General features: G+C 67.4%; 18 protein-coding genes and 1 pseudogene. 11 read left to right on the forward strand and 8 right to left on the reverse strand.

Translation table 11 applies throughout. The features are described 5' to 3' along the window. The first annotated feature begins 112 nt into the window (after nucleotides 1-112). From ACTDXD_RS05985 to ACTDXD_RS06000, 4 genes are all read left to right on the forward strand, one after another. Nucleotides 113-580: a universal stress protein gene (locus ACTDXD_RS05985; protein ID WP_054718659.1), complete on the forward strand. Its 468-nt coding sequence runs from the start codon at nucleotides 113-115 to the stop codon at nucleotides 578-580. Nucleotides 581-647: 67 nt separating this feature from the next. After that, complete coding sequence (locus ACTDXD_RS05990) at nucleotides 648-1,730, forward strand: isochorismate synthase (RefSeq protein ID WP_440126252.1); 1,083 nt, start codon at nucleotides 648-650, stop codon at nucleotides 1,728-1,730. A gap of 98 nt (nucleotides 1,731-1,828) precedes the next feature. Continuing rightward, complete coding sequence (locus ACTDXD_RS05995) at nucleotides 1,829-2,002, forward strand: DUF2613 domain-containing protein (protein WP_169687267.1); 174 nt, start codon at nucleotides 1,829-1,831, stop codon at nucleotides 2,000-2,002. Then, on the forward strand, nucleotides 1,983-6,332 hold the full coding sequence (locus tag ACTDXD_RS06000) for an alpha-(1->3)-arabinofuranosyltransferase domain-containing protein (RefSeq protein WP_440126253.1): 4,350 nt from the start codon (nucleotides 1,983-1,985) through the stop codon (nucleotides 6,330-6,332). The genes ACTDXD_RS05995 and ACTDXD_RS06000 overlap by 20 nt, the downstream gene beginning before the upstream one ends. Nucleotides 6,333-6,400: 68 nt before the next feature. On the opposite strand, the pseudogene ACTDXD_RS06005 reads toward ACTDXD_RS06000, so the two are convergent. Then, nucleotides 6,401-7,393, reverse strand: a pseudogene (locus tag ACTDXD_RS06005) (acyltransferase family protein); the annotation flags it as partial. A gap of 191 nt (nucleotides 7,394-7,584) precedes the next feature. Here ACTDXD_RS06005 and ACTDXD_RS06010 point away from each other — a divergent pair. Next, nucleotides 7,585-8,832, forward strand: coding sequence for a DUF3068 domain-containing protein (locus tag ACTDXD_RS06010; protein WP_440126254.1), 1,248 nt, complete (start codon nucleotides 7,585-7,587; stop codon nucleotides 8,830-8,832). Nucleotides 8,833-8,854: 22 nt separating this feature from the next. Here ACTDXD_RS06010 and ACTDXD_RS06015 read toward each other — a convergent pair whose 3' ends face one another. Further along, nucleotides 8,855-10,126, reverse strand: a complete 1,272-nt coding sequence (locus ACTDXD_RS06015) for a polysaccharide biosynthesis protein (RefSeq protein WP_440126255.1) — start codon at nucleotides 10,124-10,126, stop codon at nucleotides 8,855-8,857. Nucleotides 10,127-10,166: 40 nt separating this feature from the next. On the opposite strand from ACTDXD_RS06015, the gene ACTDXD_RS06020 reads away from it, so the two are divergent. Further along, complete coding sequence (locus ACTDXD_RS06020) at nucleotides 10,167-11,984, forward strand: hypothetical protein (protein WP_440126256.1); 1,818 nt, start codon at nucleotides 10,167-10,169, stop codon at nucleotides 11,982-11,984. Here the strand turns inward: ACTDXD_RS06020 and ACTDXD_RS06025 are convergent. Next, the gene (locus ACTDXD_RS06025; protein ID WP_440126257.1) at nucleotides 11,910-13,124 is read right to left on the reverse strand and encodes a glycosyltransferase family 4 protein; all 1,215 of its coding nucleotides are present in this window, start codon (nucleotides 13,122-13,124) and stop codon (nucleotides 11,910-11,912) included. The genes ACTDXD_RS06020 and ACTDXD_RS06025 overlap by 75 nt on opposite strands. Before the next feature lie 159 nt (nucleotides 13,125-13,283). On the opposite strand from ACTDXD_RS06025, the gene ACTDXD_RS06030 reads away from it, so the two are divergent. From ACTDXD_RS06030 to ACTDXD_RS06040, 3 genes are all read left to right on the forward strand, one after another. Next, on the forward strand, nucleotides 13,284-14,060 hold the full coding sequence (locus ACTDXD_RS06030; RefSeq protein WP_440127550.1) for a class I SAM-dependent methyltransferase: 777 nt from the start codon (nucleotides 13,284-13,286) through the stop codon (nucleotides 14,058-14,060). Continuing rightward, nucleotides 14,057-14,944 carry an ROK family protein gene (locus ACTDXD_RS06035; RefSeq protein WP_440126258.1) on the forward strand — a complete coding sequence of 296 codons (888 nt, stop codon included), beginning with the start codon at nucleotides 14,057-14,059 and terminating at the stop codon, nucleotides 14,942-14,944. Before ACTDXD_RS06030 ends, ACTDXD_RS06035 begins: the two co-directional genes overlap by 4 nt. A gap of 98 nt (nucleotides 14,945-15,042) precedes the next feature. Then, on the forward strand, nucleotides 15,043-15,471 hold the full coding sequence (locus tag ACTDXD_RS06040) for a CBS domain-containing protein (protein ID WP_440126259.1): 429 nt from the start codon (nucleotides 15,043-15,045) through the stop codon (nucleotides 15,469-15,471). Nucleotides 15,472-15,503: 32 nt separating this feature from the next. Here ACTDXD_RS06040 and ACTDXD_RS06045 read toward each other — a convergent pair whose 3' ends face one another. Further along, nucleotides 15,504-15,863, reverse strand: a complete 360-nt coding sequence (locus ACTDXD_RS06045; RefSeq protein ID WP_440126260.1) for a hypothetical protein — start codon at nucleotides 15,861-15,863, stop codon at nucleotides 15,504-15,506. A 141-nt stretch (nucleotides 15,864-16,004) separates the two neighbouring features. On the opposite strand from ACTDXD_RS06045, the gene ACTDXD_RS06050 reads away from it, so the two are divergent. Continuing rightward, nucleotides 16,005-17,453, forward strand: coding sequence for an aldehyde dehydrogenase (locus ACTDXD_RS06050; protein ID WP_440127551.1), 1,449 nt, complete (start codon nucleotides 16,005-16,007; stop codon nucleotides 17,451-17,453). Between the two features lie 118 nt (nucleotides 17,454-17,571). Here ACTDXD_RS06050 and epsC read toward each other — a convergent pair whose 3' ends face one another. Both epsC and cysK read right to left on the reverse strand, forming a co-directional pair. Next, a complete protein-coding gene (gene epsC / locus ACTDXD_RS06055) occupies nucleotides 17,572-18,150 on the reverse strand; it encodes a serine O-acetyltransferase EpsC (RefSeq protein ID WP_440126261.1) in 579 nt (192 codons plus the stop codon). 8 nt (nucleotides 18,151-18,158) lie between these two features. Further along, complete coding sequence (gene cysK, locus ACTDXD_RS06060; protein WP_440126262.1) at nucleotides 18,159-19,094, reverse strand: cysteine synthase A; 936 nt, start codon at nucleotides 19,092-19,094, stop codon at nucleotides 18,159-18,161. A gap of 130 nt (nucleotides 19,095-19,224) precedes the next feature. Between cysK and ACTDXD_RS06065 the strand changes: the two genes are divergently transcribed. Beyond that, complete coding sequence (locus ACTDXD_RS06065) at nucleotides 19,225-19,701, forward strand: VOC family protein (protein WP_440126263.1); 477 nt, start codon at nucleotides 19,225-19,227, stop codon at nucleotides 19,699-19,701. An 87-nt stretch (nucleotides 19,702-19,788) separates the two neighbouring features. Here the strand turns inward: ACTDXD_RS06065 and ACTDXD_RS06070 are convergent, their stop codons facing one another. Further along, nucleotides 19,789-21,621 (reverse strand): phosphoenolpyruvate carboxykinase (GTP), encoded by a 1,833-nt coding sequence (locus ACTDXD_RS06070; protein ID WP_440126264.1) that lies wholly within the window; start codon nucleotides 21,619-21,621, stop codon nucleotides 19,789-19,791. A gap of 273 nt (nucleotides 21,622-21,894) precedes the next feature. Further along, nucleotides 21,895-22,245: a DUF6802 family protein gene (locus ACTDXD_RS06075; RefSeq protein ID WP_440126265.1), complete on the reverse strand. Its 351-nt coding sequence runs from the start codon at nucleotides 22,243-22,245 to the stop codon at nucleotides 21,895-21,897. Nucleotides 22,246-22,299: the final 54 nt, after the last annotated feature.

Genomic DNA, 22,299 nt, shown 5'->3' on the forward strand with positions numbered 1-22,299 from the left:
GACGGTAGTCGACTCACGTGAGGGACCTCCCCACCACCCGCTGAGCGGGGTATCGTGCAGCCAACCACCGCCATACGAGAGCTTTCACGTACACGACCTGGAGGAGTGCACGTTGGCCGCAGACCTGATCCTCATCGCCTACGACGGATCCGAGAATTCCAAGCGCGCCGTGCAATACGCGGGTCGCTTCCTCGAATCGTGCCGTGCCATCGTCGTCACCGCGTGGGAGCCGATGGTCCGCCAGGCCGCGCGGATGTCCGGGCTGTCGGGTGTGATGCAGCCGGAGTGGGTGCCCGACGAAGAGAATGAAGACGTTGCCCTCTCCGACGCGAAGGTGACCAACCGGGAGGGTCTCGAGCTCGCCAACTCGCTCGGCCTGCATGCCGAGGGCCGCACCGTCGAGGTCGTCAACGCGGTGTGGGCGGCGATCATCGAGGCCGCCGACGAGTTGGACGTCGACATCATCGTCACCGGCACTCGCGGCACGACAGGGCTCCGTTCGCTGCTGCAGTCCTCGGTCGCCGACCACGTACTCCGCCACAGCCACCGGCCGGTCCTGATCGTCCCGCCCGGCCGCTGACGCTCACATCACAGAATCGCCCCGCACTACATGGACAACGCTGTGCGGGCGATATCGTCGTCTGACCATGGACGGATTCCTGCTCTCGCGCGCCGATCGCTCTGTACACGCCGTCGGAACGCGGCGTCTGTTCTCCGATATCACCGCGGCGTCGACGGCTCTGCGTCGAGGCAAGGCCGATCTGATCGCCGGAGCCCTGCCGTTCAACCCGGACCGGGCGGTCGCGCTGACCGAACCCGAGACCGTCGATATCACCGACGGGCCGTGGCAGGCCCCCGCAGGCCTCCCCGATCTGCCTGCGGTGCGGATGACCGCGCAGATCCCCCTGCCCCGCGTTCATGTCGCGCGGGTGCGGTCACTCATCGAGCGGCTCGAACTCGGCGAGTTCGACAAAGTGGTCGCCGCCCGCCGCGTGGCACTGGAGGCCGACGAACCGATCGACCCGTTGGCGTTGGCCGCGCGGATGATCGACCGTCACCCGGACGCGACGACCTACGCACTCGATCTCAGTGCCGCAGAAGAACGTTACTGGGGCCACACTCTCGTCGGCGCGACCCCGGAACTGCTGGTCAGCGTGCGCGGCGAGACCGTGACGTGTCGTCCGCTCGCCGGCACCGCCGCGCGGCACACCGATCCGGATACCGACCGCAAGGCCGGTGACGAGCTACTGACGTCATCGAAGAACAGAGCCGAGCACGCATTCGTCATCGACTGGATCCGGGCGCGGCTCGGCCCATTGTGCCGCGACCTCGACATCCCCGCCGGACCCGAACTGACTTCGACTCCGGATGTGTGGCACCTCGCTACCCCGATCATCGGAACACTGCGCGATCCGGGCACCGACGCGATCTCCGTTGCCGCAGCCCTCCACCCGACACCTGCGGTCGCGGGGACACCCACCGAGGTGGCTCTCGCGACGATCAGGGCAACGGAAGGCGACCGCCGCTTCTACGGTGGCGCGGTCGGCTGGTGCGACTCGAACGGCGACGGCGACTGGCTCGTCGCGATCCGCTGCGCCGAGCTCAGCGCCGATGGGCTGCGAGCCGTCGCATGGGCCGGTGGCGGCATCGTCGCGGAGTCGGACCCCGACGACGAACTGGCCGAGACCACCGCGAAGCTGCGCACACTGCTGGGCACCATCGGACTCTGAGCGGTTCGGACGGTGCGCTGGCACCGTCTCCACTATCCGGGGTGATACCTTGACGCGGAACCAAACGACGTGAGTCGATCGATGATGGGGAGTTGGGCATGGGGAAGTTCCTGGGACCAGGCTTGATCAGCGCGGTGGCCGGTGTCGTCGTCGGCGCGGTCGCCGTCTTCGGAGTCACGGCTGCGGTATCCGAGAACTCTCGTCCCGAGATCGATCGCAGCGGCAACGCTGATTCGTCCCTCTTGAACCAGGTTGAGTACGGCAGCCGCTGACGGCGCCGGCAACGCTTCGAGTTCACGTACGCGCGGCGCTGCGGAACCTTCCGCCGCCGAGTCTTCACCGAACGCGGAACCACTGTCGCGGCGGTGGCTGTATGTCGTCACCGCCGTCGCGTTCGTCCTTTCGTTCGCGCAAGTCCCCGGCCTGATCGTTGCCGACACCAAATACGACCTGACGCAGAACCCGGTCGGTTTCCTCACGCGCGCCGCCCACCAGTGGAGCAGCGTGGCACCGCTCGGACAGGTACAGAACCAGGCGTACGGGTACTTCTTCCCGCACGGTTCGTTCTTCGCTCTCGGGCAGGTTCTGCACATTCCTCCGTGGATCACGCAGCGTCTGTGGTGGGCGCTGCTGCTCGTGGCGGGTTTCTGGGGTCTTGTCCGGCTCGCCGAAGCACTCGGAATCGGCAGCCGTGGCTCGCGGGTGATCGCGGCGACCGTGTTCGTGTTGTCGCCGCGCGTCCTGACGACCCTCGGATCCATCTCGTCGGAAGCACACCCGCTGATGCTCGCGCCGTGGGTGCTGCTGCCCGTGGTGCGCTATCTCAACGGTCGGGATGCGCGCTCGCACCGTGTTCTCGCTGCGCAGTCCGCCGTCGCCGTCGCGCTGATGGGCTCGATCAATGCCGTCGCCACCGCTGCGGCATGCCTCGTCGCGGCCCTGTGGTGGATCGCGCACCGGCCGAATCGACGCTGGTGGCGTTTCACCGTGTGGTGGCTGCCGCTGTGTGTGGTGGCGGTGACGTGGTGGATGGTGCCGCTGCTGCTCCTGGGCAAGGTCAGTCCTCCTTTCCTGGATTTCATCGAGTCATCCGGGGTGACGACCGAATGGACGTCGCTGGCCGAGGTGCTGCGCGGCACCAGCAGCTGGACGCCGTTCGTGTCGCCGGAACGCATCGCCGGTGCCGTGCTGGTCACCCAGCCCGCCGCGGTGCTCGTCACCGGACTGCTCGCCGCCGCCGGTCTCGCGGGTCTGGCAATGCGCACGATGCCCGGGCGCGGCCGGTGGACGCTGATCCTGTTCGTCGGTGTCGCGGGTCTCGGCGCGGGATACGTCGGCGAGTTGAGTTCCCCGTTCGCCGAACAGGTCCGGCTGTTCCTCGATTCCACGGGCGCGCCGCTACGCAACGTGCACAAACTCGAGCCGCTCGTGCGGCTTCCACTCGTCCTGGGACTGGCGCATCTGCTGCGTTGGGTGCCGTTGCCCGGTTCGGTGCCGTGGCGCCGCGCCCGCACCGCATTTGCACATCCCGAACGCAACCCGATGCTCGCCTTCTCCACCCTGGTACTCGTCGCTGCCACACTCGCGACGTCGCTCGCGTGGACCGGGAAACTCGCACCGCGCGGGGCATACGACGAAGTGCCCGAATACTGGCACGAGACCGCACAGTGGCTCGACGAGCACACCGACGAACGCGGCGAGCGCGCCCTGGTCCTGCCCGGAGCACCGTTCGGAAGCCAGATCTGGGGTCTGACCCGCGACGAACCGATCCAGGCTCTCGCGTCCACACCGTGGGCTTCACGCGACGCGGTGCCGTTGGTGCCGCCGGGTGCGATCCGTGCCCTCGACTCCGTGCAGCGACTCATCGCCGACGGCCGTCCCTCGCCCGGGCTCGCGGCGACGCTGCGCAGCATGGGTATCGGCTACCTGGTGGTGCGCAACGACCTCGATCCCGACACCTCGCCCGCGGCACGTCCGGCGCTGGTGCATCGGGCCGTCGAAGGGTCCCCGGGCATCGAACAGGTCGCCGAGTTCGGCTCGGAGATCGAACGCGTCCTGCCCGACGACATCGTCGCCGACGCCGATCTGCGTCCGGTGTATCGGGCTGTCGAGATCTACCGGGTCGGGGAGCCTGCAGACGCCCCTGTCGGACCGTACGTGGTCGACGCCGCGTCGGTGCCCGTCGTGCAGGGCGGACCCGAGTCGCTGCTGAGCCTGAACACCACCGACCCCAGCCATGTGGGTCCGCGAGTGTTCGCAGCCGACAGCGCACGCGCGGGACGAGAGCCTGACGCCCTCACCGTGACGGACACCCCCACCGACCGGGAAACCGATTACGGACAGGTCGACCACCATTCGTCGACGATCCGCGCCGACGGCGACGAGCGACGCACCCACAACCTGGTACCCGACTATCCCGTGCCCGGCACCGAACTCGTGCAGACCGAATGGGACGGAGCACGCATCAGCGTGTCGAGCGCGGCGTCGGACGCCACGCAGCTCGGCGGAACATCAGTCGGCAGTGGTCCTGCGGCAGCGATCGATGGTGACCCCACCACCGGCTGGCACAGCAACGGACTCGAATCCGCGATCGGGCAATGGCTGCAGCTCGACCTCGACTCCCCGATCGACGCGGGCATCCTGCACCTGACGACAAGTTCGGGTGCATTGGGTGCGCCCGTGAAATGGCTCGAAGTGACCACCGACCGGGGAAGCACCGCCGTCCGCGTCGAGAAGCCCGGCACCCCCCAGACCGTGGCGTTGCCGCTGGGCACGACGACGTGGATCCGGATCACCGCGACGTACGCCGAGGGAGGTAGCCGCGGCAACCAGTTCGGACTGTCCGAGGTCGCGCTCGAAGACCACACCGACCGCTCCGACCCGCAGTTCCTCGACATACGGCGGCGCATCGTCGTGCCCGGCCCCGCCGACGGGACCTCTGTGCGCGGATGGGATCTCCGGCAGGAGTTCCCGGGTCGCGGTAGTTGCATCGACACGCCCGACCGGGTGCGGTGCGCGTTCGGCCTGGCGACCGCGCCGGAGGAACCGAACCTGTTCACCCGCACCCTGAACGTTCCGACGGAGTCGTGGGTGACGCCGCAGTTGTGGGTGCGCGCCCGCCCTGGGCCGGCACTCGACGACCTGATCGACCGATCCGATCGGGTCGTCGCCCGCGGCGCTGCAGACGTGGTGGACCTTCAAGGCTCGGCGTTCGCCGCCACCGACGGTGACCCGCGAACGTCGTGGACCGCGGAGGAGAGTTCGCTCGAGCCCGGGGCGCAGCATCCCACCCTGACCCTCGAATTGCCGTCGCCGCAGGTGGTGACGGGTCTCGATCTCGCAACCTCGCTGGGGGCGCTCCCCGCCGCGCCCACCCGGGTCGCGGTGAACCTCGGAAACGGTCCGCAGGTCCGGGAACTCGACGAGGATTCCACCGCGACATTCGGTGCCGGCGGCACGGCGATCGAGGTGACCCCGCACCTCACCGACGAAGTGCAGATCACCATCGTCGATCACGTCGACACGATCGATCGCACGATCCTCGGGTTCTCGAAAGAGACACCCCCGGGCCTCGCCGAGATCACCGTTGTCGGTGAGAACGGTCCGATCGGTGCGCAGGATCCGGTCTACGACCGCGTGGTCACGATCGGGTGCGACACCGGACCGGTGATCACGATCGACGGCCGCGACTACCGCACCTCGGTGACCGGGACCGTCCGCGACCTCGCGGAAGGCGCGGAAGTGCCTGCGACCCTGTGCGACACGGACGCGGCCGGGATGCGTGCGGGCCGGGTCGATGTGGACGTCGAGCCGGGCACCGCCTTCGTGGCGTCGAGTCTGCAGTTGCCTCTGGTGGGGACGGAACCCCCGCGTACCGATCCTGTGGAACTCGAGATGGGGACGTGGACGGAGAACCTGCGTGAACTGCACGTGCCTGCGTCCGACTCCGATCAGCTGATCGTGGTGCCGGAGAGCACGAACGTCGGATGGGTCGCGTCCGCGCCGGACGGCACCGAGCTGACGCCGCTCGTCGCGGACGGATGGCAGCAGGGCTGGATCGTGCCCGCGGGAACGGAAGGCACCGTCACCCTCGAATTCGCGACCGACCGCTGGTATCGCCTGGGGATCTTCGGGGGTCTTCTGCTGCTGATTCCGTTGTTCGCACTCGCGTTCCTGCCCCGCCGCCGCCCTGTACCCGACCCCGGTCCCGCACCGCGGACGTGGCATTCGACGACCGCTGCGCTCATCGGGGTCGCACTCGCCTCCTTCGTCGTAGCCGGCGCTGCGGGGATCGCAGTGACGGCCGTCGGCACAGCAGGTGCCATCGCCGTGGCCGCGCGTCGGGGTCCGACGACCGCGTCGCGGATGCTCGTCGGCATCGCAGGTGGGTCGACGATGCTCGCGATGGCCTTGCTGTCGACGGGGCCGTGGCGCTCACCCGACGGCTACGTCGGACATTCGTACCTGATTCAGTTCGCGGCGCTGGTCGGATTGGTCGCAGTCGGTGTCGCGGCGGCCCGCGCTGTGGAGGTACCCGAGTTCTGGTGGCGGCGTTCCCAGCGACGGAACGTCCGTCGCGCAGGTTCTTCGACGAACGCGTAGCTCACGGACGCCACCGCGACACTCAGCACGACCGTCACGGTCAGCACGAACCAGAAGCGTCCCTGGAACGCGGGAATGCCGAACACCGGCAGGACGACCGCAAGCACGGCGAGATGCCAGATGAAGATTCCGTAGGACCAGCGACCGATCGTCAGCGCGAGGGGACTCGCGAGGATGCGGTGTTCGGTGCGCGGCGCGAGCACGAGCGGAGCCAGCAACGCGAAACTGACGAGAGCGCCCAGCACGATCTTGCCGTTGTACTCCCACGGTTCGAGAGTGGTGAGGGTTGTCGGGCCTGCGAGCGGTGTCGTCGCGAGACCGAACGCAACGAGTGCCGCGATCGCCATGATGTGCCGCTTCGCGGCGAGGCGATGCATCCACGTCGGGGGGTGCGCGGCAAGTTCGGCAAGGATCATGCCTGCTGCGAACCACGGCAGGTAACCGGGCAGCCAGTTGTCGTGGTTGATGTGGTCCTGCGTGGACACGGGTACCCACACCCACGCCAGCGACAACACGGCCGCGCCGAGCAGGACCGGAATCCGGAAGCGGGCAGCGTGACCGCGCAGACCGCTGACCGACCACGCGAGCAGCGGCAACACGAGATAGAAGGCCACCTCCACCGACAGACTCCACATCTGGGTCAGTCCTTCGGTGAGGGTCAGCGGAACGAACACCTGCACCAGCGCGAGATTGGCCCACCACACCGTCGGCCCACCCCCCGCGCCGGGCAGCAGCCACAGGATGAGGATCACCGCCACCCAGTAGGCCGGCAGGATCCGGGCCGCGCGCGAGAAGAAGTAGCGGCGAGTCGACGGAGGATCGGTTTCCTCGCGTGCCGCAGCCGCATGCGGGCGCCACAACAGGAAACCCGACAGTGCGAAGAACAAGGCCACCGCGAGATCCAATCGGCCCCACACCCTGCCGAGCCAGGGGTCGTGAACCGCTCCGGTCTGGAATGCGACATGAGTGATGAGCACGCCTACGGCGGCAATACCTCGCATACCTTCCAGCGCGGGGAGAAAACCCGACGCGGAGCGGGACGGAATGTTGAGAGCGGTCATCGGCGACCAGTGTGCCGTGTAGTGCCCGATACGAGAAGTGTGGGCACCCCGGCGTGCGGGCGCGCATCACCGAACCCCGGACTGTTAGTGTCTGGGCTCACGTGGTGTTCGCGGGTCGGATGCCAGGCGATCCGTGCAGCCCTGCTGCCGGTGGGGGTACTCGATGAAACCGTTGAGTGAGGAGAAACAGCATGGCTGAGCGTTCCAGCTCGGGCCGGATACTGGCGATGATTCTGGTGGGCCTGGGAGCATTCCTCCTGGCCATCGCAATTCTGATCCCGACGTACACAGTCGGGAAGCTGAAGAAGACGCCGCTCGACCTCGAGGTGACGACGGTCGCCGAAGGCACCGGCGACATTCTGAATTCGCGTGCGCTGCTCGCCGGTAACGCTCAGGTCGATACCGACGTCCCGATTGTGGCCCAGCGCTTCGTGACCGTCGAGGATCCGGCCGACAGCGAGATCATGACGCTCCAGGCCGGTCAGACGGTGCGCCGCCTCGATATGCAGGGCGATACCGGACTCGTGTCCGCGACCGTCGACCGCCTCACGATCGACCGGGTGTCGTCGATGCCGGTGTCGAAGGAGGAGTACCCCGATCGGGTGAGCACGATCCAGACATCTGCGGATTCACCGGGCGAGGAGATCGACAACCGCGAAGGCCTTCAGTACAAGTTCCCCTTCGACGTCAAGCAGGAGTCGTACCCGTACTACGACATCAATGCACGTGAGACCTTCCCCATCGACTTCATCGGTGAGGAAGAGATCAACGGCATGCCTGTCTACCACTTCAAGCACGAGATCGGCCCGGTCGACATGTCGGAGGCCGACCCGAGCTCTCCGACCTACAAGCTGGAGCTTCCCGCCTCGACATGGGGCGTCGGTGAAGGCGACGAGCCTGTCGAGATGACCCGCTGGTACAACAACGTCCGAGACCTGTGGGTCGACCCGATCACCGGTGTCGTCGTCAAGGGTCAGGAACAGCAGGACCAGTACTACGCACGCGAGGCGAACACCCCCGAGGTGACCGTCCTCGACGTGACGCTGCCGTTCGACGAACCGACCATCGAGTTCCAGCTCGAGCAGGCACGCGACGGTCAGGACCAGCTGTCGCTCTTCGGTAAGACCCTGCCGATCATCGCCGGAATCCTCGGCGTCATCCTGTTGATCGTCGGCTTCGTCCTCGGTCTCCGCGGTGGTAGCGGTGGTCGCCGTGCCGCAGCGACTGGGCGCCCGGCTCCCGCAGGTCCGGCCTCGGCCGCAGCTGCCGGTGCAGGTGGTGCGCATGCCGCCGACACTCAGCGCGACTTCACGGACGACCGCACCGAGGTCATTCCGCGCTCCGATCTCCCTCAGGAGCCGGAGCAGCGCGACTGGACCACCGACCAGACGCAGGAAATTCCCCGCACAGACCTGAACAAGCCCCCCACTCAGGACTGATCAAGGCCGAACGAACGCCGCCTCACACCTCACGGTGCGGGGCGGCGTTCGCATGTTCGAGCCGAGATGACTTCGTCGCCGCGGATGCCCCGCGGACAGCGAGCACCGACACCACCGCTGCCGTAACGCCTGCGACGCCGACGGCCACCGCGACGAACTGCTCCACGGTCGACGCGATCGTCGCCATCAGCACGGCTTCGACAGCAAGGCCCACCCACGCAACAGCGGCCGGCGCGGTGCGATCCCCGGCAATCGCGGACAGCAACGCGCCCTGCAGCACCGCGAGGCACGCACCCTGCAGCGCGAACAACCACAGTAGGGACTGGACGGGCTCGTAGGCGTCGCCGACGAGAATGGGCACGAGGGGCGCGCAGATCGCTGCTGCCGCGACGAGCGCCGCGCCGAGACCGACGAGGACCGCGAGCGCCGAACGCACCGCAGAGGCCGACTCCGCCGGGTTCGCCATCCGCGGGTACAACACCACGCCTACGGCCTGCGGCAACCAGAACGCGACCTTCGTCGCGACCGCCCCGAGCGCGTAGAGGCCGGCCGAGTCGGCATCGAGCAGTATCCGCGCGAGCATCAGATCGAGCGACGTCAGCGCGATCAACGCGAGCTGGACCTGCGATGCGCGCAACACCGCGGCCGCTCCGGGTATGCGGGTCGGCGCCTCCGCGACCTCACTGACAGGTCCGGGTTCGCTGCGACCGACGAACACCGCCGTGGCCATCGCCACGATGCCCGTACCCGCCGCGCCTGCGAGCAGCGCAGGTCCCGGACCGCCGCCACCGGCAAGCACCGCGACGGCAGGGACGACCTTTGCAATTCCGGCAGCAGCGAGAACGACGCTCAGCGCCGCGAACCGGGCACGCCCCTGCAACAGTCCCTGTTCGGTCGCGAGGAGCACCAGCAGAGGCGCCGTCACCAGCGACCCGAATGCGCCCGCAATGCTCGTTTCCAGTGCCCACGACACCACCGGTACGAGAACCACAGCGACAGCGGCGGCGATCAGTGCGCATCGGTAGCCGAGTCGACGCAAAACCGCGGTGCCCATTCCGTGCACGGCTTCACGCGCAATGACGGTCTGCAATGCCAGCGCAGGCACCGCGAGCACCAGCTGGGCTGCCAGCAGGCTCGCGAACTCCCCGTAGCCTGCGGGACCCAGCCACCGCCCGGCGGGCAGATGCAGCAGGTAGGACGCGATGTTGGCGATCATGGCACCCACGGTCACCATCGTCATCCCGGCCACCGCGGTGCCGGTCCCGGAACGGCGCAGCGTGTTCTGTGGCGGCATCCGCCCATCCTTGCACCCGTGCGCACCGTAGTCTGCGGCCATGTCCATACGGGGTTTGCACCGCGAGCGCACGACGACATCCCCGTCGGCTCCTGCGCCGACGTTCGTGCCTGCGCTGTGGTCGCTGGCACTCACCGTCGTCGTGCTCGGTCCGATGTTCACCTCACGCGGCTATCTCCTGCTGCGCGACGCGGTGAGCACGCCCCGTTCGTATCTCACCGATTCGGCGCTGGGGCTGTCCGACGCCGCGGCGCGGGCGGTCCCCCAGGATGCGTTGCTCGCGTGGGTGACGACTGTCGTCGACGGTGGTGTCGCCGTGACGGCCCTACTCGCTGCATCACTGTGGGCGGCGGGATTCGGCGCGGCGCGGCTCGTTTCGGTTCTCCTACCCGGCGCCGGGGTCCCCCCGCAGGTGGCGGCCGCGACCGTCGCGATCTGGAACCCGTACGTCGGTGAACGGTTGTTGCAGGGACATTGGAGTCTCCTCGCGGGCTACGCGGCGTTGCCGTGGGTCGTGTGCGCGGCCGTCGCGGTACGTCGACGTACGGGTGGTGGCTGGTGGGCCCTCGCGTTCTGGCTCTCGGTGGCAGGACTGACGCCCACCGGTGTGCTCCTCGCCGCGACGACCACGGTCGTGGTCCTCGCGATGCCCGGGGGCCGCGCATCTCGGGTGGGGCGGCTCGCGGGTGCCGTCGCTCTGACGGTGGCGGTATCGGCGCCATGGCTCGTCGCAACGGCCCTGTCCGGTGGCGGCACCGAGGCCGATCCGGCAGGGGTGAGCGCATTTGCGGCCAGAGCGGAGCCGCTGCTGGGCACGATCGGGTCGGTCGCCGGCCTCGGCGGGATCTGGAATGCCGATGCGGTACCGGGCTCACGCACGACGCCGTGGGCACTCATCGGGACCCTGCTGCTGCTCCTCGTCGTTGCATCCGGACTGCCCTCGCTGTGGCGCAGGCGCCGCAACCCGGTGATCTTCGCTCTCGCTGTCGTCGCGGTCGTCGCCGTGCTCGGCACGGCTCTCGGCGCCACCGCGGCGGGTCTGCAACTCGGGGAGTGGGCGATGGTGCACGTCCCCGGAGCCGGATTGCTGCGCGATACCCAGAAGTGGGTGGCACTCGCGATGCCGCTCTACGCGGTGGCCGCGGCCGCCGGAGTCGGGGCATTGCGACGGCACTTCACTCCCGGCCGAGCCCGCAGCGATATCGCGTGGGCGGCGCTGGCGGTCGTCGTCGTGGTCGGGGCGCTCCCCGACCTCGCATGGGGTGTCGGCGGCCACGTGCGACCGATCCGGTATCCGGACGGATGGCAACAGGTGGCGGGCATCGTCACCGCGAACGAGGGTGACGTCGCGGTGCTGCCCATGGGCATGTTCCGCCGATTCGACCATTCCGGCCCCGTGGCGGTACTCGACCCGACACCCCGCATGCTGCGTGCCGACGTGCTGCAGACCGGAACCCTCATCGTCGAAGGTGGCGCCGTGGAGGGAGAGGGCGCACGTGCCGTCGACGTCGAACGACTCCTGCAAGGCGGTGCGGATCCGTCCGAGCTGGCGGCTCGGGGCGTCGGCTGGGTCCTGGTCCAGCACGACACTCCCGGAGACCACGGCCGTTCCGAGGAGACCCTCGACCGGCTCACACAGGTCTACAGCGACGACGATCTGTCCCTCTATCAGGTCGACGGAGCCTGGGTTCGGGAGACGTCCGGTCGGAGCGTGGCGATCCTCGCGCACCTGCTGCTGATACTGGTGATGGCTGCCGGGGCTTCCGGCATGCTGGGAATTCGTCTACGCGCCCGCGTATCGAAGCTGCTGGGCGCCCTCGCCGATCTCCTCCGGCGTGATCCGGGGAAACAGGCCTGACGCCCGCTGCCCCGACGCGACGGCGGTCAGCACTGCGAGCACACCGGATCCGGTGGCCTCCCACGAGAACTCACCCGCCCGGATCCGGGCCTTGTCGCCCAGCTCGGTTCGACGCTCGGAATTCCCGAGCAGTTCCGCGACGGCCGCGGTGAGGTCGTCGGCGCAATCGACGAGGACACCCGTGACACCGTCGACGATCGAATCCGTCAGGCCCTTCGAACTGCGGTATCCGATCGTCGGGACACCGTGCTGCGCAGCCTCGATCACCGCAAGTCCCCATCCCTCCTTGCGGGACGGCATCACGTGTAGCCAGGACCGTGCGAGCACCTCGTGCTTGCGGTCTTCCGAGACGTGGCCGTGGAAGGTGACGGCATCGTCTATTCCCAGCTCCCCGGCGACGTCGCGCAGGTTCTGCTCCCACCAGCCACCGCCGACGACGTCGAGGTGCAGGCCGGGAATGCGGTCGCGCAAGGATGCGATCGCACCGAGTGCGTCCTCGATCTGTTTGTGCGGCACGAGCCGAGACAGCACGCACACGCTCGGGTGCGCAGTGCGGGTGTGATCGCCGCCCGGGGTCACACCCGCCGGGATGGCGTCGGCACCGTTGCGGACCACCGCGATGCGATCGTGGTCGACACCGAGCATCCGGAGTTCGTCGGACGACGGCAGCGACACCGTCAGGTACTGGTTGCTGCGGTGCACTCGCGGCGACAACGTGGATTCGATCCACCATCCCAGCTTCGCCATCGCACGGCCCGCGACGGGCCACTGCTCGCGATGGCAATGGTGCACGAGCACGGTGACGGGCGCGCCTGCAACGAACCGAGAGAAGAAGGGGATGCCGTTCTGGGTGTCGATGACTGCATCGGGGCGGATGCCCCTGAGGGGGCCGAAGCCGAGGCGCCCGGCGGCGATGGCAGCGAGAGCCCGGGGGTACACACCGAGACGGCCGCCTCCGCGGCTGACGTCGATACCGTCGATGGTGTCGCGCTTGCTCGCGCCCGGATACGACGCGGTGCGCAGGGTGACTTTGATACCGCGTGCGGCGAGTTGTGCGCCGACCTGCTCGAGGTAGCGCTCACTGCCGCCTCCCTGCGGGTGCCCGCTGTCACGCCAGCAGAGCAACAGAACCTCCCGCACGCGGATTACCCCCCGGTGATAGCTGGCGCACGCCCGTATGGACGCTGTGGATGTCACGGACACACTAGCGGGTGCGCACTCGATGCAGGTGCACGACGGCGTTCCCTACGGGCACTACTGTGGTTCGACGTGCCCCCGAAGACCACGACCGCCCCCCATGTGACGCGGCTGTTCGAACGCCGTGCCACCCTGCGGCGCTCCATCGGTCTGCTCGGTAGTTTCCGGTTCGAGCAGACCGCACCCGACAAGTTCTACGGCGGTCTGGCCCGCGACACCGTCGACCTCGTCGACGACCTCTACACCGGTCTGACCGGGAACAATCTCGCGGACACCACCGTCGTCGATGTCGGAGGCGGGCCCGGCTACTTCGCCGACGCCTTCGCCGAAGTGGGATCGCGCTACGTGCCGATCGAGCCCGATCCGTCCGAGATGCACGCGGCCGGCCTGCAGGTCGGTGGCGCCGTCCGCGGGTCGGGTCTCGCGTTGCCGCTGCGCACCGGGTCGGTGGACGTGTGCTTGTCGTCGAATGTCGCAGAACATGTTTCGCAGCCGTGGGTGATGGCCGACGAGATGTTGCGGGTCACACGACCCGGAGGGCTGATGGTGCTCTCGTACACGCTGTGGTGGGGCCCGTTCGGTGGGCACGAGACCGGCCCGTGGCACGCGTTCGGCGGCGAGTACGCGGCGCGTCGCTACGCCAGGAAGTACGGGAAGGAACCGAAGAACCGATACGGTGTGTCGCTGTTCGAAGTGGGCTGCACCGACGGTCTCGGGTGGGCCCACTCCACCCCCGACGGTGAGTTGCTCGCCGCGTTCCCCCGGTACCATCCGCGGTGGGCGTGGCCGCTCGTTCGAGTGCCAGGGGTACGCGAGTTCCTGGTAAGCAACCTGGTGCTCGTGCTGCGGCGCCGCGGATCGGCCGAAGTCGCGTCATGACCGGCTTGGCTCTCGATGTCGGCGGCACGAAGTTCGCCGCCGCATTCGTGGCGGACGACGGAACACCCGTCGAGCCGAAGACCGTGCCCGTACCCGAGACCGGCGTGTGGGATGCCTGCGGCGCGCTGTTGCGCGAGGTGGCCGGAGCCGAGCCGATCACCTCGGTGGGGATCGCGGCGGCAGGGCCCGTCGACGCACGCCGCGGCACCGTCTCCCCCATCAATATTCCCGAATGGTCTTCGAAGTTTCCGCTGGTCGAGGCTGTGCGCAGCGTGTTTCCCGGCGCGCGTGTCACGTTGGCGATCGACGGCGCTGCCGCCACATTGGCCGAGCATCGATTCGGCGCGGGGCGCGGAACGGACGATCTGCTCGGGGTGGTACTCGGCACCGGGATCGGCGGCGGCATCGTCCTCGACGGTCGCCTCGTATCCGGCCGCACGGGGAACGCCGGTCACATCGGCCACATCGTGTCGGCGTACGGCTTCGAGAAGTGCACGTGCGGCGGCTCGGGATGCATCGAGACGGTGGCCAGCGGGACCGCTGCAGTGGGGTGGGCGAGGGCACGCGGCTGGCAGGGTCGGGACGGCACTGCACTGGCGGCAGCAGCGCAGGACGGCAACGGAATCGCGGCAGCTGCGCTCGAACGCGCAGGAACGGCGCTGGGCCAGGTCATCGCGTCGGCGGCGGCGCTGACAGACGTGTCACTCGTCGTCGTCGGCGGTGGCTTCGCGGAGTCGGGAAGACCGCTGTGGCGTCCGATGCTTGCGTCTGCTGCGCGACAGGCCCGGCTGGAGTTCATCGAGGAACTGCGAATCGTGCCTGCATCGTTGGGAGCACTGGGAACGCTCGTCGGGGCCGCTGCGCTCGCCCATGGTCACGAGTAGGTAACCAAACGGCTGCGCACGGGTTCCGAGGACCTACCCTGACTGGACCAGCGCTACCTCGACAAGCCCAGCACGGTGGGACGGATCGGTGGTATCCGATGAGGATTGCCGAAATTTTGCGGAACAAGGGTTCGGCGGTGCAGACGGTTCCCCCTGGAACCACCGTCTGTGAGCTGATCGGAGATTTCGCGCGCCACAACATCGGCGCGATGGTCGTCGTCGACGGCACCGACGTCGTCGGAATCGTCACCGAGCGCGACATCGTCCGGCAGCTCCACGAACGAGGTCCGTCGATACTTGTCGCCGCGGCGTCCGAGGTCATGACGGTCGATGTGGCAATATGCCGGCCCGCCGACAGCGTGGACAGCCTGGCCGCGACCATGACCGAGCGACGCATCCGGCACCTGCCGGTCGTCGTCGACGGCAAGCTGCTGGGGATCGTCAGTATCGGCGACGTGGTCAAGAGCCATATCGACGAACTACAGGCCGAACGCGACCAGCTCCGGTCGTACATCCGCCACGGCTGACCTCGGACCTTGCCCGGCTCACACGGTCCGGGTCACTCGGTCGTCGAGTCCGTCCGGCGGTCGAGCACGCTCACGCTCATCCCGAATGGCAGGAATCGCGTGGATCGCGCCGGGTCGGTGTTGCCCTTGAGGCTGCGCAGCGCTTCGAGCTCCGACGGGAACACCTGGTCGATGCGGGCCACACCGTCTGCGTCTGCGGTGTAGACGACCCATACGCCGTCTCCGGCCTCGCCGGTGGTCTCCGGCCGCGGCTGCTGCCGTGACGTCGGCGCGGCAGGCTGGTCGAGAAATGCGAAGACCCGGTCCTTGAGTTCGCGCAGTTCTTCCCCTGCCTCACGGACTACCCGGTCGATGTCGTCGGGATCGAATCCGAACGGATTGTTCTCTGCCATGTCTGCTCCTGACGGTCGGCATCTTCCAGTGTGGGCATCGCTGCGCCGCCGCGCCACCGTGAGCGTGAATCGACCCTTTCGAAAATGTGGAACGTGTTCTAGTGTCGGGGTGATCCGGCGTGAACCGAAGAGGGGCGAATGATGACCGACTACGACAAGGTGTTCATCGGTGGCACGTGGGTGGCGCCGTCGACCGACGAGAGGCTCGAGGTGTTCTCCCCGGCCACGGAGGAACGGGCCGGCTCGGTACCCGTCGCCGGACCGAAGGACGTCGACGCCGCAGTCGCCGCGGCACGCACCGCGTTCGACGACGGACCGTGGCCGCGGATGAGCCCGGCAGAGCGCGCAGCAGTGATCGGCAAGGCCGCGAAGATCATCGAAGAGCGCGGCGCGCAGATCGCCGAGGTCGTTTCGTCCGAGATGGGGCAGCCCGCCGCATCCGTGCAGATGATGCAGCTGACCCCGTCACTCGCGACACTGAATTTCTATGCAGGACTGGCCGATTCGTTTCCCTGGGTCGACGAACGCAACGGCTCGTTCGGGCGCACCCGAGTCACCCGCGAACCCGTCGGCGTGGTCGGCGCGGTCATCGCGTGGAATGTGCCGCTGTTCCTGTGCGCCAACAAACTCGGTCCGGCACTGCTCGCCGGTTGCACCGTGGTCCTCAAGCCCGCACCCGAATCCCCCCTGGCCGTCAACGTGATCGCCGAGATCTTCGCCGAGGCAGGCCTCCCCGAAGGGGTGCTGTCGGTGGTGCCCGGAGGCGCGGAGACCGGCGAACACCTCGTCTCACATCCGGACCTCGACAAGATCACTTTCACCGGGTCCACTGCCGTGGGCAAGCACATCGGCGAGATCGCCGCACGCAACCTCAAGCGCTGCTCGCTCGAACTCGGCGGCAAGTCTGCCGCAATCATCCTCGAGGACGCCGATCTCGACTCCACCATCGCAATGCTCGTCATGTCCGGTCTGATGAACACCGGGCAGGCCTGCGTCGGCCAGACCCGCATTCTCGCACCGCGGTCCCGGTACGACGAGGTGGTCGAGAAGATCGTCGCCACCGCCGCGTTCTTCCCCGTCGGCCCGCCGTCCGACGAGAACGCCCAGCTCGGCCCCCTGATCTCCGCGAAGCAACGCGACCGCGTCGAGGACTACATCAAGAAGGGCGTGGAAGAGGGGGCACGCCTCGTACTCGGTGGCGGCCGCCCTTCCGGCCTCGACAAGGGTTACTTCGTCGAACCCACGGTTTTCGCCGACGTCGACAACTCGATGACCATCGCCCGGGAAGAGATCTTCGGACCGGTCCTGTCGGTGCTCCCGTACGACAGCGTCGACGACGCCATCAAGATCGCGAACGATTCCGACTACGGACTCGCAGGATCGGTGTACACCACTGACGTGGAGAAGGGCCTCGCGGTCGCTTCGCGTGTCCGCACGGGCACGTACGGAATCAACTGGTACGCCTTCGATCCCGGATCACCGTTCGGTGGATACAAGAACTCCGGCATCGGCAGGGAGAACGGCCCGGAAGGGCTCGAAGCGTTCTGCGAGACCAAGTCGGTGCTGTACCCGCCCGGCTACCAGGACTGACCGCCGGCCCCGCCGAGGGGGCGGTTGTGTGCGCTTTCCTTCGATGAAGCACACACAACCGCCCCCTCGATGCCGTTCGGCGACACAGTCTTTGCGGCCGAACAGGGGTGCTGCATCTTCAGATGTACATCGCCGGATCGATGTAGGTGGTCGGATCCACCAAGGGCTCATGCTTCTTCCGCGATCGGACGGTGGCGGGAATACCCGTGGCGATGGAATCGGCCGGGACGTCGTGCGTGACGACCGCATTCGCGCCGATCGCGCTGTCGGCGCCGATCACCACAGGTCCGAGAACCTTCGCTCCTGCGCCAACCGTGACGCGATCACCGAGCGTCGGATGCCGTTTCTCCTTCGCGAGCGACCGGCCGCCGAGCGTCACACCGTGATACAGCATGACGTCGTCACCGATCTCCGCTGTTTCACCGATGACCACGCCCATGCCGTGGTCGATGAAGAAACGCCGGCCGATCGTCGCCCCGGGATGAATCTCGATTCCGGTGAGGAACCGAGTGAACTGCGACAGGATCCGTGCCGGGCCCTTCAAGGCGGGCACCGCCCACATCCGGTGCGCGACACGGTGCGACCAGATCGCGTGCAGACCGGAGTACACGACCGCGTTCTCCACATCGCTGCGCGCGGCGGGATCGTTGCCGCGCGCAGCCTGCAGGTCCTCACGGAGAGTACGGAGAATGCTCACAGCGACGGTCAGTCCCGGATGTGCTCGAAGAGCGGCGTCGAGATGTAGCGCTCGCCGAAGTCGGGAACGACCACGACGATGAGCTTGCCTGCGTTCTCGGGGCGCTTCGCGACCTCGAGGGCTGCCCACACGTTCGCTCCGGCCGACACACCGCCGAGGATTCCCTCGTCGGTGCCGAGCGCACGACCCGTCTTCACGGCGTCGTCGAACTGGACGTCGATGATCTCGTCGTAGATCTCCCGGTCGAGGACCTCGGGAACGAAGTTGGCGCCGAGACCCTGGATCTTGTGCGGGCCGGGATTGCCGCCCGTGAGGATCGGCGAATCTGCGGGCTCGACACCGATGATCTTCACACCTGGCTTACGTGCCTTGAGGTTGCGGCCGACACCGGTGAGCGTGCCGCCCGTGCCGATCCCCGCGACGAAGATGTCGATCTCGCCTGCGGTGTCGTTCCAGACCTCTTCGCCGGTGGTGTCGTGGTGGATCTGCGGGTTGGCGGGGTTCGCGAACTGGCTCGCCGACACCGCGTTCTCGGTCGACTCGACGATTTCCTTGGCCTTCGCAACCGCACCGGACATGCCGTCGGCACCCGGGGTCAGGACGATCTCGGCGCCGTAGGCGCGGAGCATGACGCGACGTTCGGTCGACATCGTCTCCGGCATCGTGAGGATCACCTTGTAGCCGCGGGCTGCGCCGACCATCGCGAGTGCGATACCGGTGTTGCCGGAGGTGCCCTCGACGATCGTGCCACCGGGCTTCAGTGCGCCGGACTTCTCGGCGGCGTCGATGATCGCCACGCCGATGCGGTCCTTGACGCTGTTGGCCGGATTGTAGAACTCGAGCTTGGCAGCGACGGTCGCGTCGAGGCCTTCGGTCAGCCGGTTGAGCTTGACGATCGGGGTACGACCGACGAGCTCGGTGACATTGTTGTAGATCCCGCTCATAGCTGATCCTCTCCCGGCCACCAGGGACCGGCTGTGGTGTGCGATATACCTATTGCATCATGTTGCCGACGACGCACCATGTCGGGTTCCTTCAATACAGGTGCGGCCCTCAGGTCCAACACTGGGGAGCATGACGAATTCCGTGAATCCCATTCCCGACGGTTACACCGCATTGACGCCGTTCCTCGTCGTGGACGGAGGGACGAAAGCGATCGAGTTCTACACCGACGCGTTCGGCGCGAAACTCGTCGACCGCCAGGACGGCCCCGACGGAGCTGTCATGCATGCCGAACTCGATTTCGGCCACGGCCGCATGCAGCTGAGCGACCCGCATCCGTCGATGGGGCTGCACGCCCCCGACGGCACGAACAACGTCAACCATTCGTACGTGCTGTACTGCGCGGATGTCGACGCGACGTTCGCTCGCGCGGTGTCGCTGGGTGCACAGGTCTTCGAGGAACCGTCGACGTTCGTCACCGGAGATCGCTTCGCTTCCCTCCTGGATCCGTTCGGGCATCGCTGGGCCGTCATGACGCGCGTCGAGGATGTTCCGCCAGAGGAGGCGAAACGTCGGCTCGATGAGTGGGTGGCTACACAGAACGCCTGAGCACGCCGATCTCCGCAGACACCGAATGCCCCGTGCACATCAGTTGAACTGACTGCACGGGGCATTCGGCTACAGGCGGGTGCGGACTCAGCCGAGGCGCTGCTTCAGTGCCTCGAACTCGTCGCGGATGCCCGAGGGCACCTTCTCACCGAGGAACTCGAACCACTCGGCGATGCCATCGATCTCGGCCTTCCACTCGTCGACGTCGACCTTCAGAGCCTCGTCGACGTCCGCGGCGTCGACGTCCAGGCCGTCGAGGGTCAGGTCGGCTGCGGTCGGTACGTAGCCGATGGCCGTGGACTGCGCGTCGGCCTTGTGCTCGATGCGATCGACGATCCACTTCAGCACGCGGGAGTTCTCGCCGAAGCCGGGCCACAGGAAGCGGCCGTCGTCGCCACGACGGAACCAGTTGACGTAGAAGATCTTCGGGAGCTTGGACTCATCGGCATTCTTGCCGAGATTGATCCAGTGGTTGAGGTAGTCGCCGGCGTTGTAACCGAGGAACGGCAGCATCGCCATCGGGTCGCGGCGAACGTTGCCGACCTTGCCTTCGGCTGCGGCGGTCTGCTCGGACGACAGCGTCGAACCGAGGAAGGTGCCGTGCTGCCAGTCGAACGACTCGCTGACCAGCGGGACCGTCGTCTTACGACGTCCACCGAACAGAATCGCGGAGATCGGCACACCCTGCGGGTCGTCCCACTCGGGGGCGAGGATCGGGCACTGCGACATCGGCGTGCAGTAACGCGAGTTCGGGTGAGCAGCCTTCGTGTCGGACTCGGGAGTCCAGTCGTTGCCGAGCCAGTCGGTCAGGTGAGCGGGCTTGTCGCCACCGATGCCCTCCCACCACACGTCGCCGTCGTCGGTCTTGGCGACGTTGGTGTAGATGGTGTTGCCCGCCTCGATGGTGTGCATCGCGTTCGGGTTCGAATCGGCACTGGTGCCGGGGGCGACACCGAAGAAACCGAACTCCGGGTTGACGGCGTAGAGACGGCCGTCCTCACCGAACCGCATCCACGCGATGTCGTCACCGAGGGTCTCGGCGCGCCAGCCCGGGATGGTCGGCTGGATCATCGCGAGGTTGGTCTTGCCGCACGCCGACGGGAAGGCCGCGGCGATGTAGTACGGCTTGTTCTCGGGCGAGATCAGCTTGAGGATGAGCATGTGCTCGGCGAGCCAGCCCTCGTCGTGGGCCATTGCCGAGGCGATACGCAGCGAGTAGCACTTCTTGCCGAGCAGTGCATTGCCGCCGTAACCGGAACCGTAGCTCCAGATCTCCCGGGTCTCGGGGAAGTGAGTGATGTACTTCGTGTCGTTGCACGGCCACGCGACGTCCTGCTGACCGGCTTCGAGAGGCGCGCCCACCGAATGCAGGGCCTTGACGAAGGGACGGTCGGTGCCCATCTTCTCGAGGGCAGCGGCACCCATGCGGGTCATGATGCGCATGGAGACGACGACGTACTCGGAGTCGGTGAGCTCGACACCGAGCTTCGGATCGTCGGCACCGAGGGGGCCCATGCAGAACGGCACCACGAAGAGGGTGCGTCCGCGCATGCTGCCGCGGTACAGGTCGGTCATGATGGCCCGCATCTCGTCGGGCGCCATCCAGTTGTTGGTCGGGCCCGCGTCGATCTCGTTCTCGCTGCAGATGTAGGTGCGGGATTCGACACGCGCGACGTCCGACGGGTCGGAGTTCGCGAGGAACGAGTTCGGCTTCTTCTCGTCGTTCAGACGAGTGAAGGTGCCGGATTCGACGAGCTGGGCAGTCAGCCGATCCCATTCCTCGTCGGATCCGTCGGCCCACACGACGCGATCGGGCTGAGTGAGCTCGGCAACCTCCTGGACCCACGCAAGCAGCTCGGCATGCTGGGTCGGGAGCTTGTCGTCGGTCCCGTTCAAACCGGGAATGGTTGCTGAGGTCATCAAACTCTCCTGGGGTGTGCCCGGAACCGGGATCTGCCCCGACCTGCATGGTTATGCCTGATCAGAGGCGAACCCGGGCCTTCCCCTCTCGGCAGGGGTACCACCCGCTTCGTCCGTGGCCGTACGGAGGACGCGGGCGCCGGATGTCCTATTCATAGAGGTTAACGCCGGACATCGGACCGGGAACAATCGGGTCCGGTCGGAAATGTCACAGAAACGATTCAGAGACGTGGAGACTACCTCCGTCCTTCCTGTTCGTACAGGCGATACACCTCACTTGCCTTCGGAAATGTGGCATTCGTCTCTGCCGAGAATACCCGCATCGAGCCGGACCCAATCCGGTGCACCACCCGCAGTTCGCCGGAACTCCCACACACCGAATTCTCCCTCGTCGCCGACGGCCGTGAGCCGGTCGGTGGAACCGTCCAGATCGCTGTCGGTGGCAACGACCAGGGCACCGTGGCCGTTGTCGAAAGCGACGGTGTCGAGGAGCCCGTCCCCGTCGAGATCGGTCGTGGCGCCGACGGAGTCCGCCCACGCCGCGGTACTCGCCGGGTCGAACACGTCGAAACCGCCGAGGCCCCGGTCGTCGAACCCGCCTGCGCCGAGAAATGTGTCAGCCATGTCTGCCCCCTGAGATCTTGTTCCTGCGTTGTCGGGCCTCTCCTACGCCGTCCC

It is taken from the genome of Rhodococcus sp. SJ-3, from assembly GCF_051918125.1.
Classification (GTDB): domain Bacteria; phylum Actinomycetota; class Actinomycetes; order Mycobacteriales; family Mycobacteriaceae; genus Rhodococcus.

Bases quoted from the DNA above. Each gene is read 5' to 3' on its own strand.
- ACTDXD_RS05995 (WP_169687267.1), top strand. From the start codon at position 1,829: ATGGGGAAGTTCCTGGGACCAGGCTTGATCAGCGCGGTGGCCGGTGTC.
- ACTDXD_RS06015 (WP_440126255.1), bottom strand. From the start codon at position 10,126: ATGCCGCCACAGAACACGCTGCGCCGTTCCGGGACCGGCACCGCGGTG.
- ACTDXD_RS06020 (WP_440126256.1), top strand. From the start codon at position 10,167: ATGTCCATACGGGGTTTGCACCGCGAGCGCACGACGACATCCCCGTCG.
- cysK (WP_440126262.1), bottom strand. From the start codon at position 19,094: ATGAGCGGGATCTACAACAATGTCACCGAGCTCGTCGGTCGTACCCCG.
- ACTDXD_RS06045 (WP_440126260.1), bottom strand. From the start codon at position 15,863: ATGGCAGAGAACAATCCGTTCGGATTCGATCCCGACGACATCGACCGG.
- ACTDXD_RS06050 (WP_440127551.1), top strand. From the start codon at position 16,005: ATGACCGACTACGACAAGGTGTTCATCGGTGGCACGTGGGTGGCGCCG.
- ACTDXD_RS06040 (WP_440126259.1), top strand. From the start codon at position 15,043: ATGAGGATTGCCGAAATTTTGCGGAACAAGGGTTCGGCGGTGCAGACG.
- ACTDXD_RS06035 (WP_440126258.1), top strand. From the start codon at position 14,057: ATGACCGGCTTGGCTCTCGATGTCGGCGGCACGAAGTTCGCCGCCGCA.
- ACTDXD_RS05990 (WP_440126252.1), top strand. From the start codon at position 648: ATGGACGGATTCCTGCTCTCGCGCGCCGATCGCTCTGTACACGCCGTC.
- ACTDXD_RS06070 (WP_440126264.1), bottom strand. From the start codon at position 21,621: ATGACCTCAGCAACCATTCCCGGTTTGAACGGGACCGACGACAAGCTC.
- ACTDXD_RS06010 (WP_440126254.1), top strand. From the start codon at position 7,585: ATGGCTGAGCGTTCCAGCTCGGGCCGGATACTGGCGATGATTCTGGTG.
- ACTDXD_RS06065 (WP_440126263.1), top strand. From the start codon at position 19,225: ATGACGAATTCCGTGAATCCCATTCCCGACGGTTACACCGCATTGACG.
- ACTDXD_RS06075 (WP_440126265.1), bottom strand. From the start codon at position 22,245: ATGGCTGACACATTTCTCGGCGCAGGCGGGTTCGACGACCGGGGCCTC.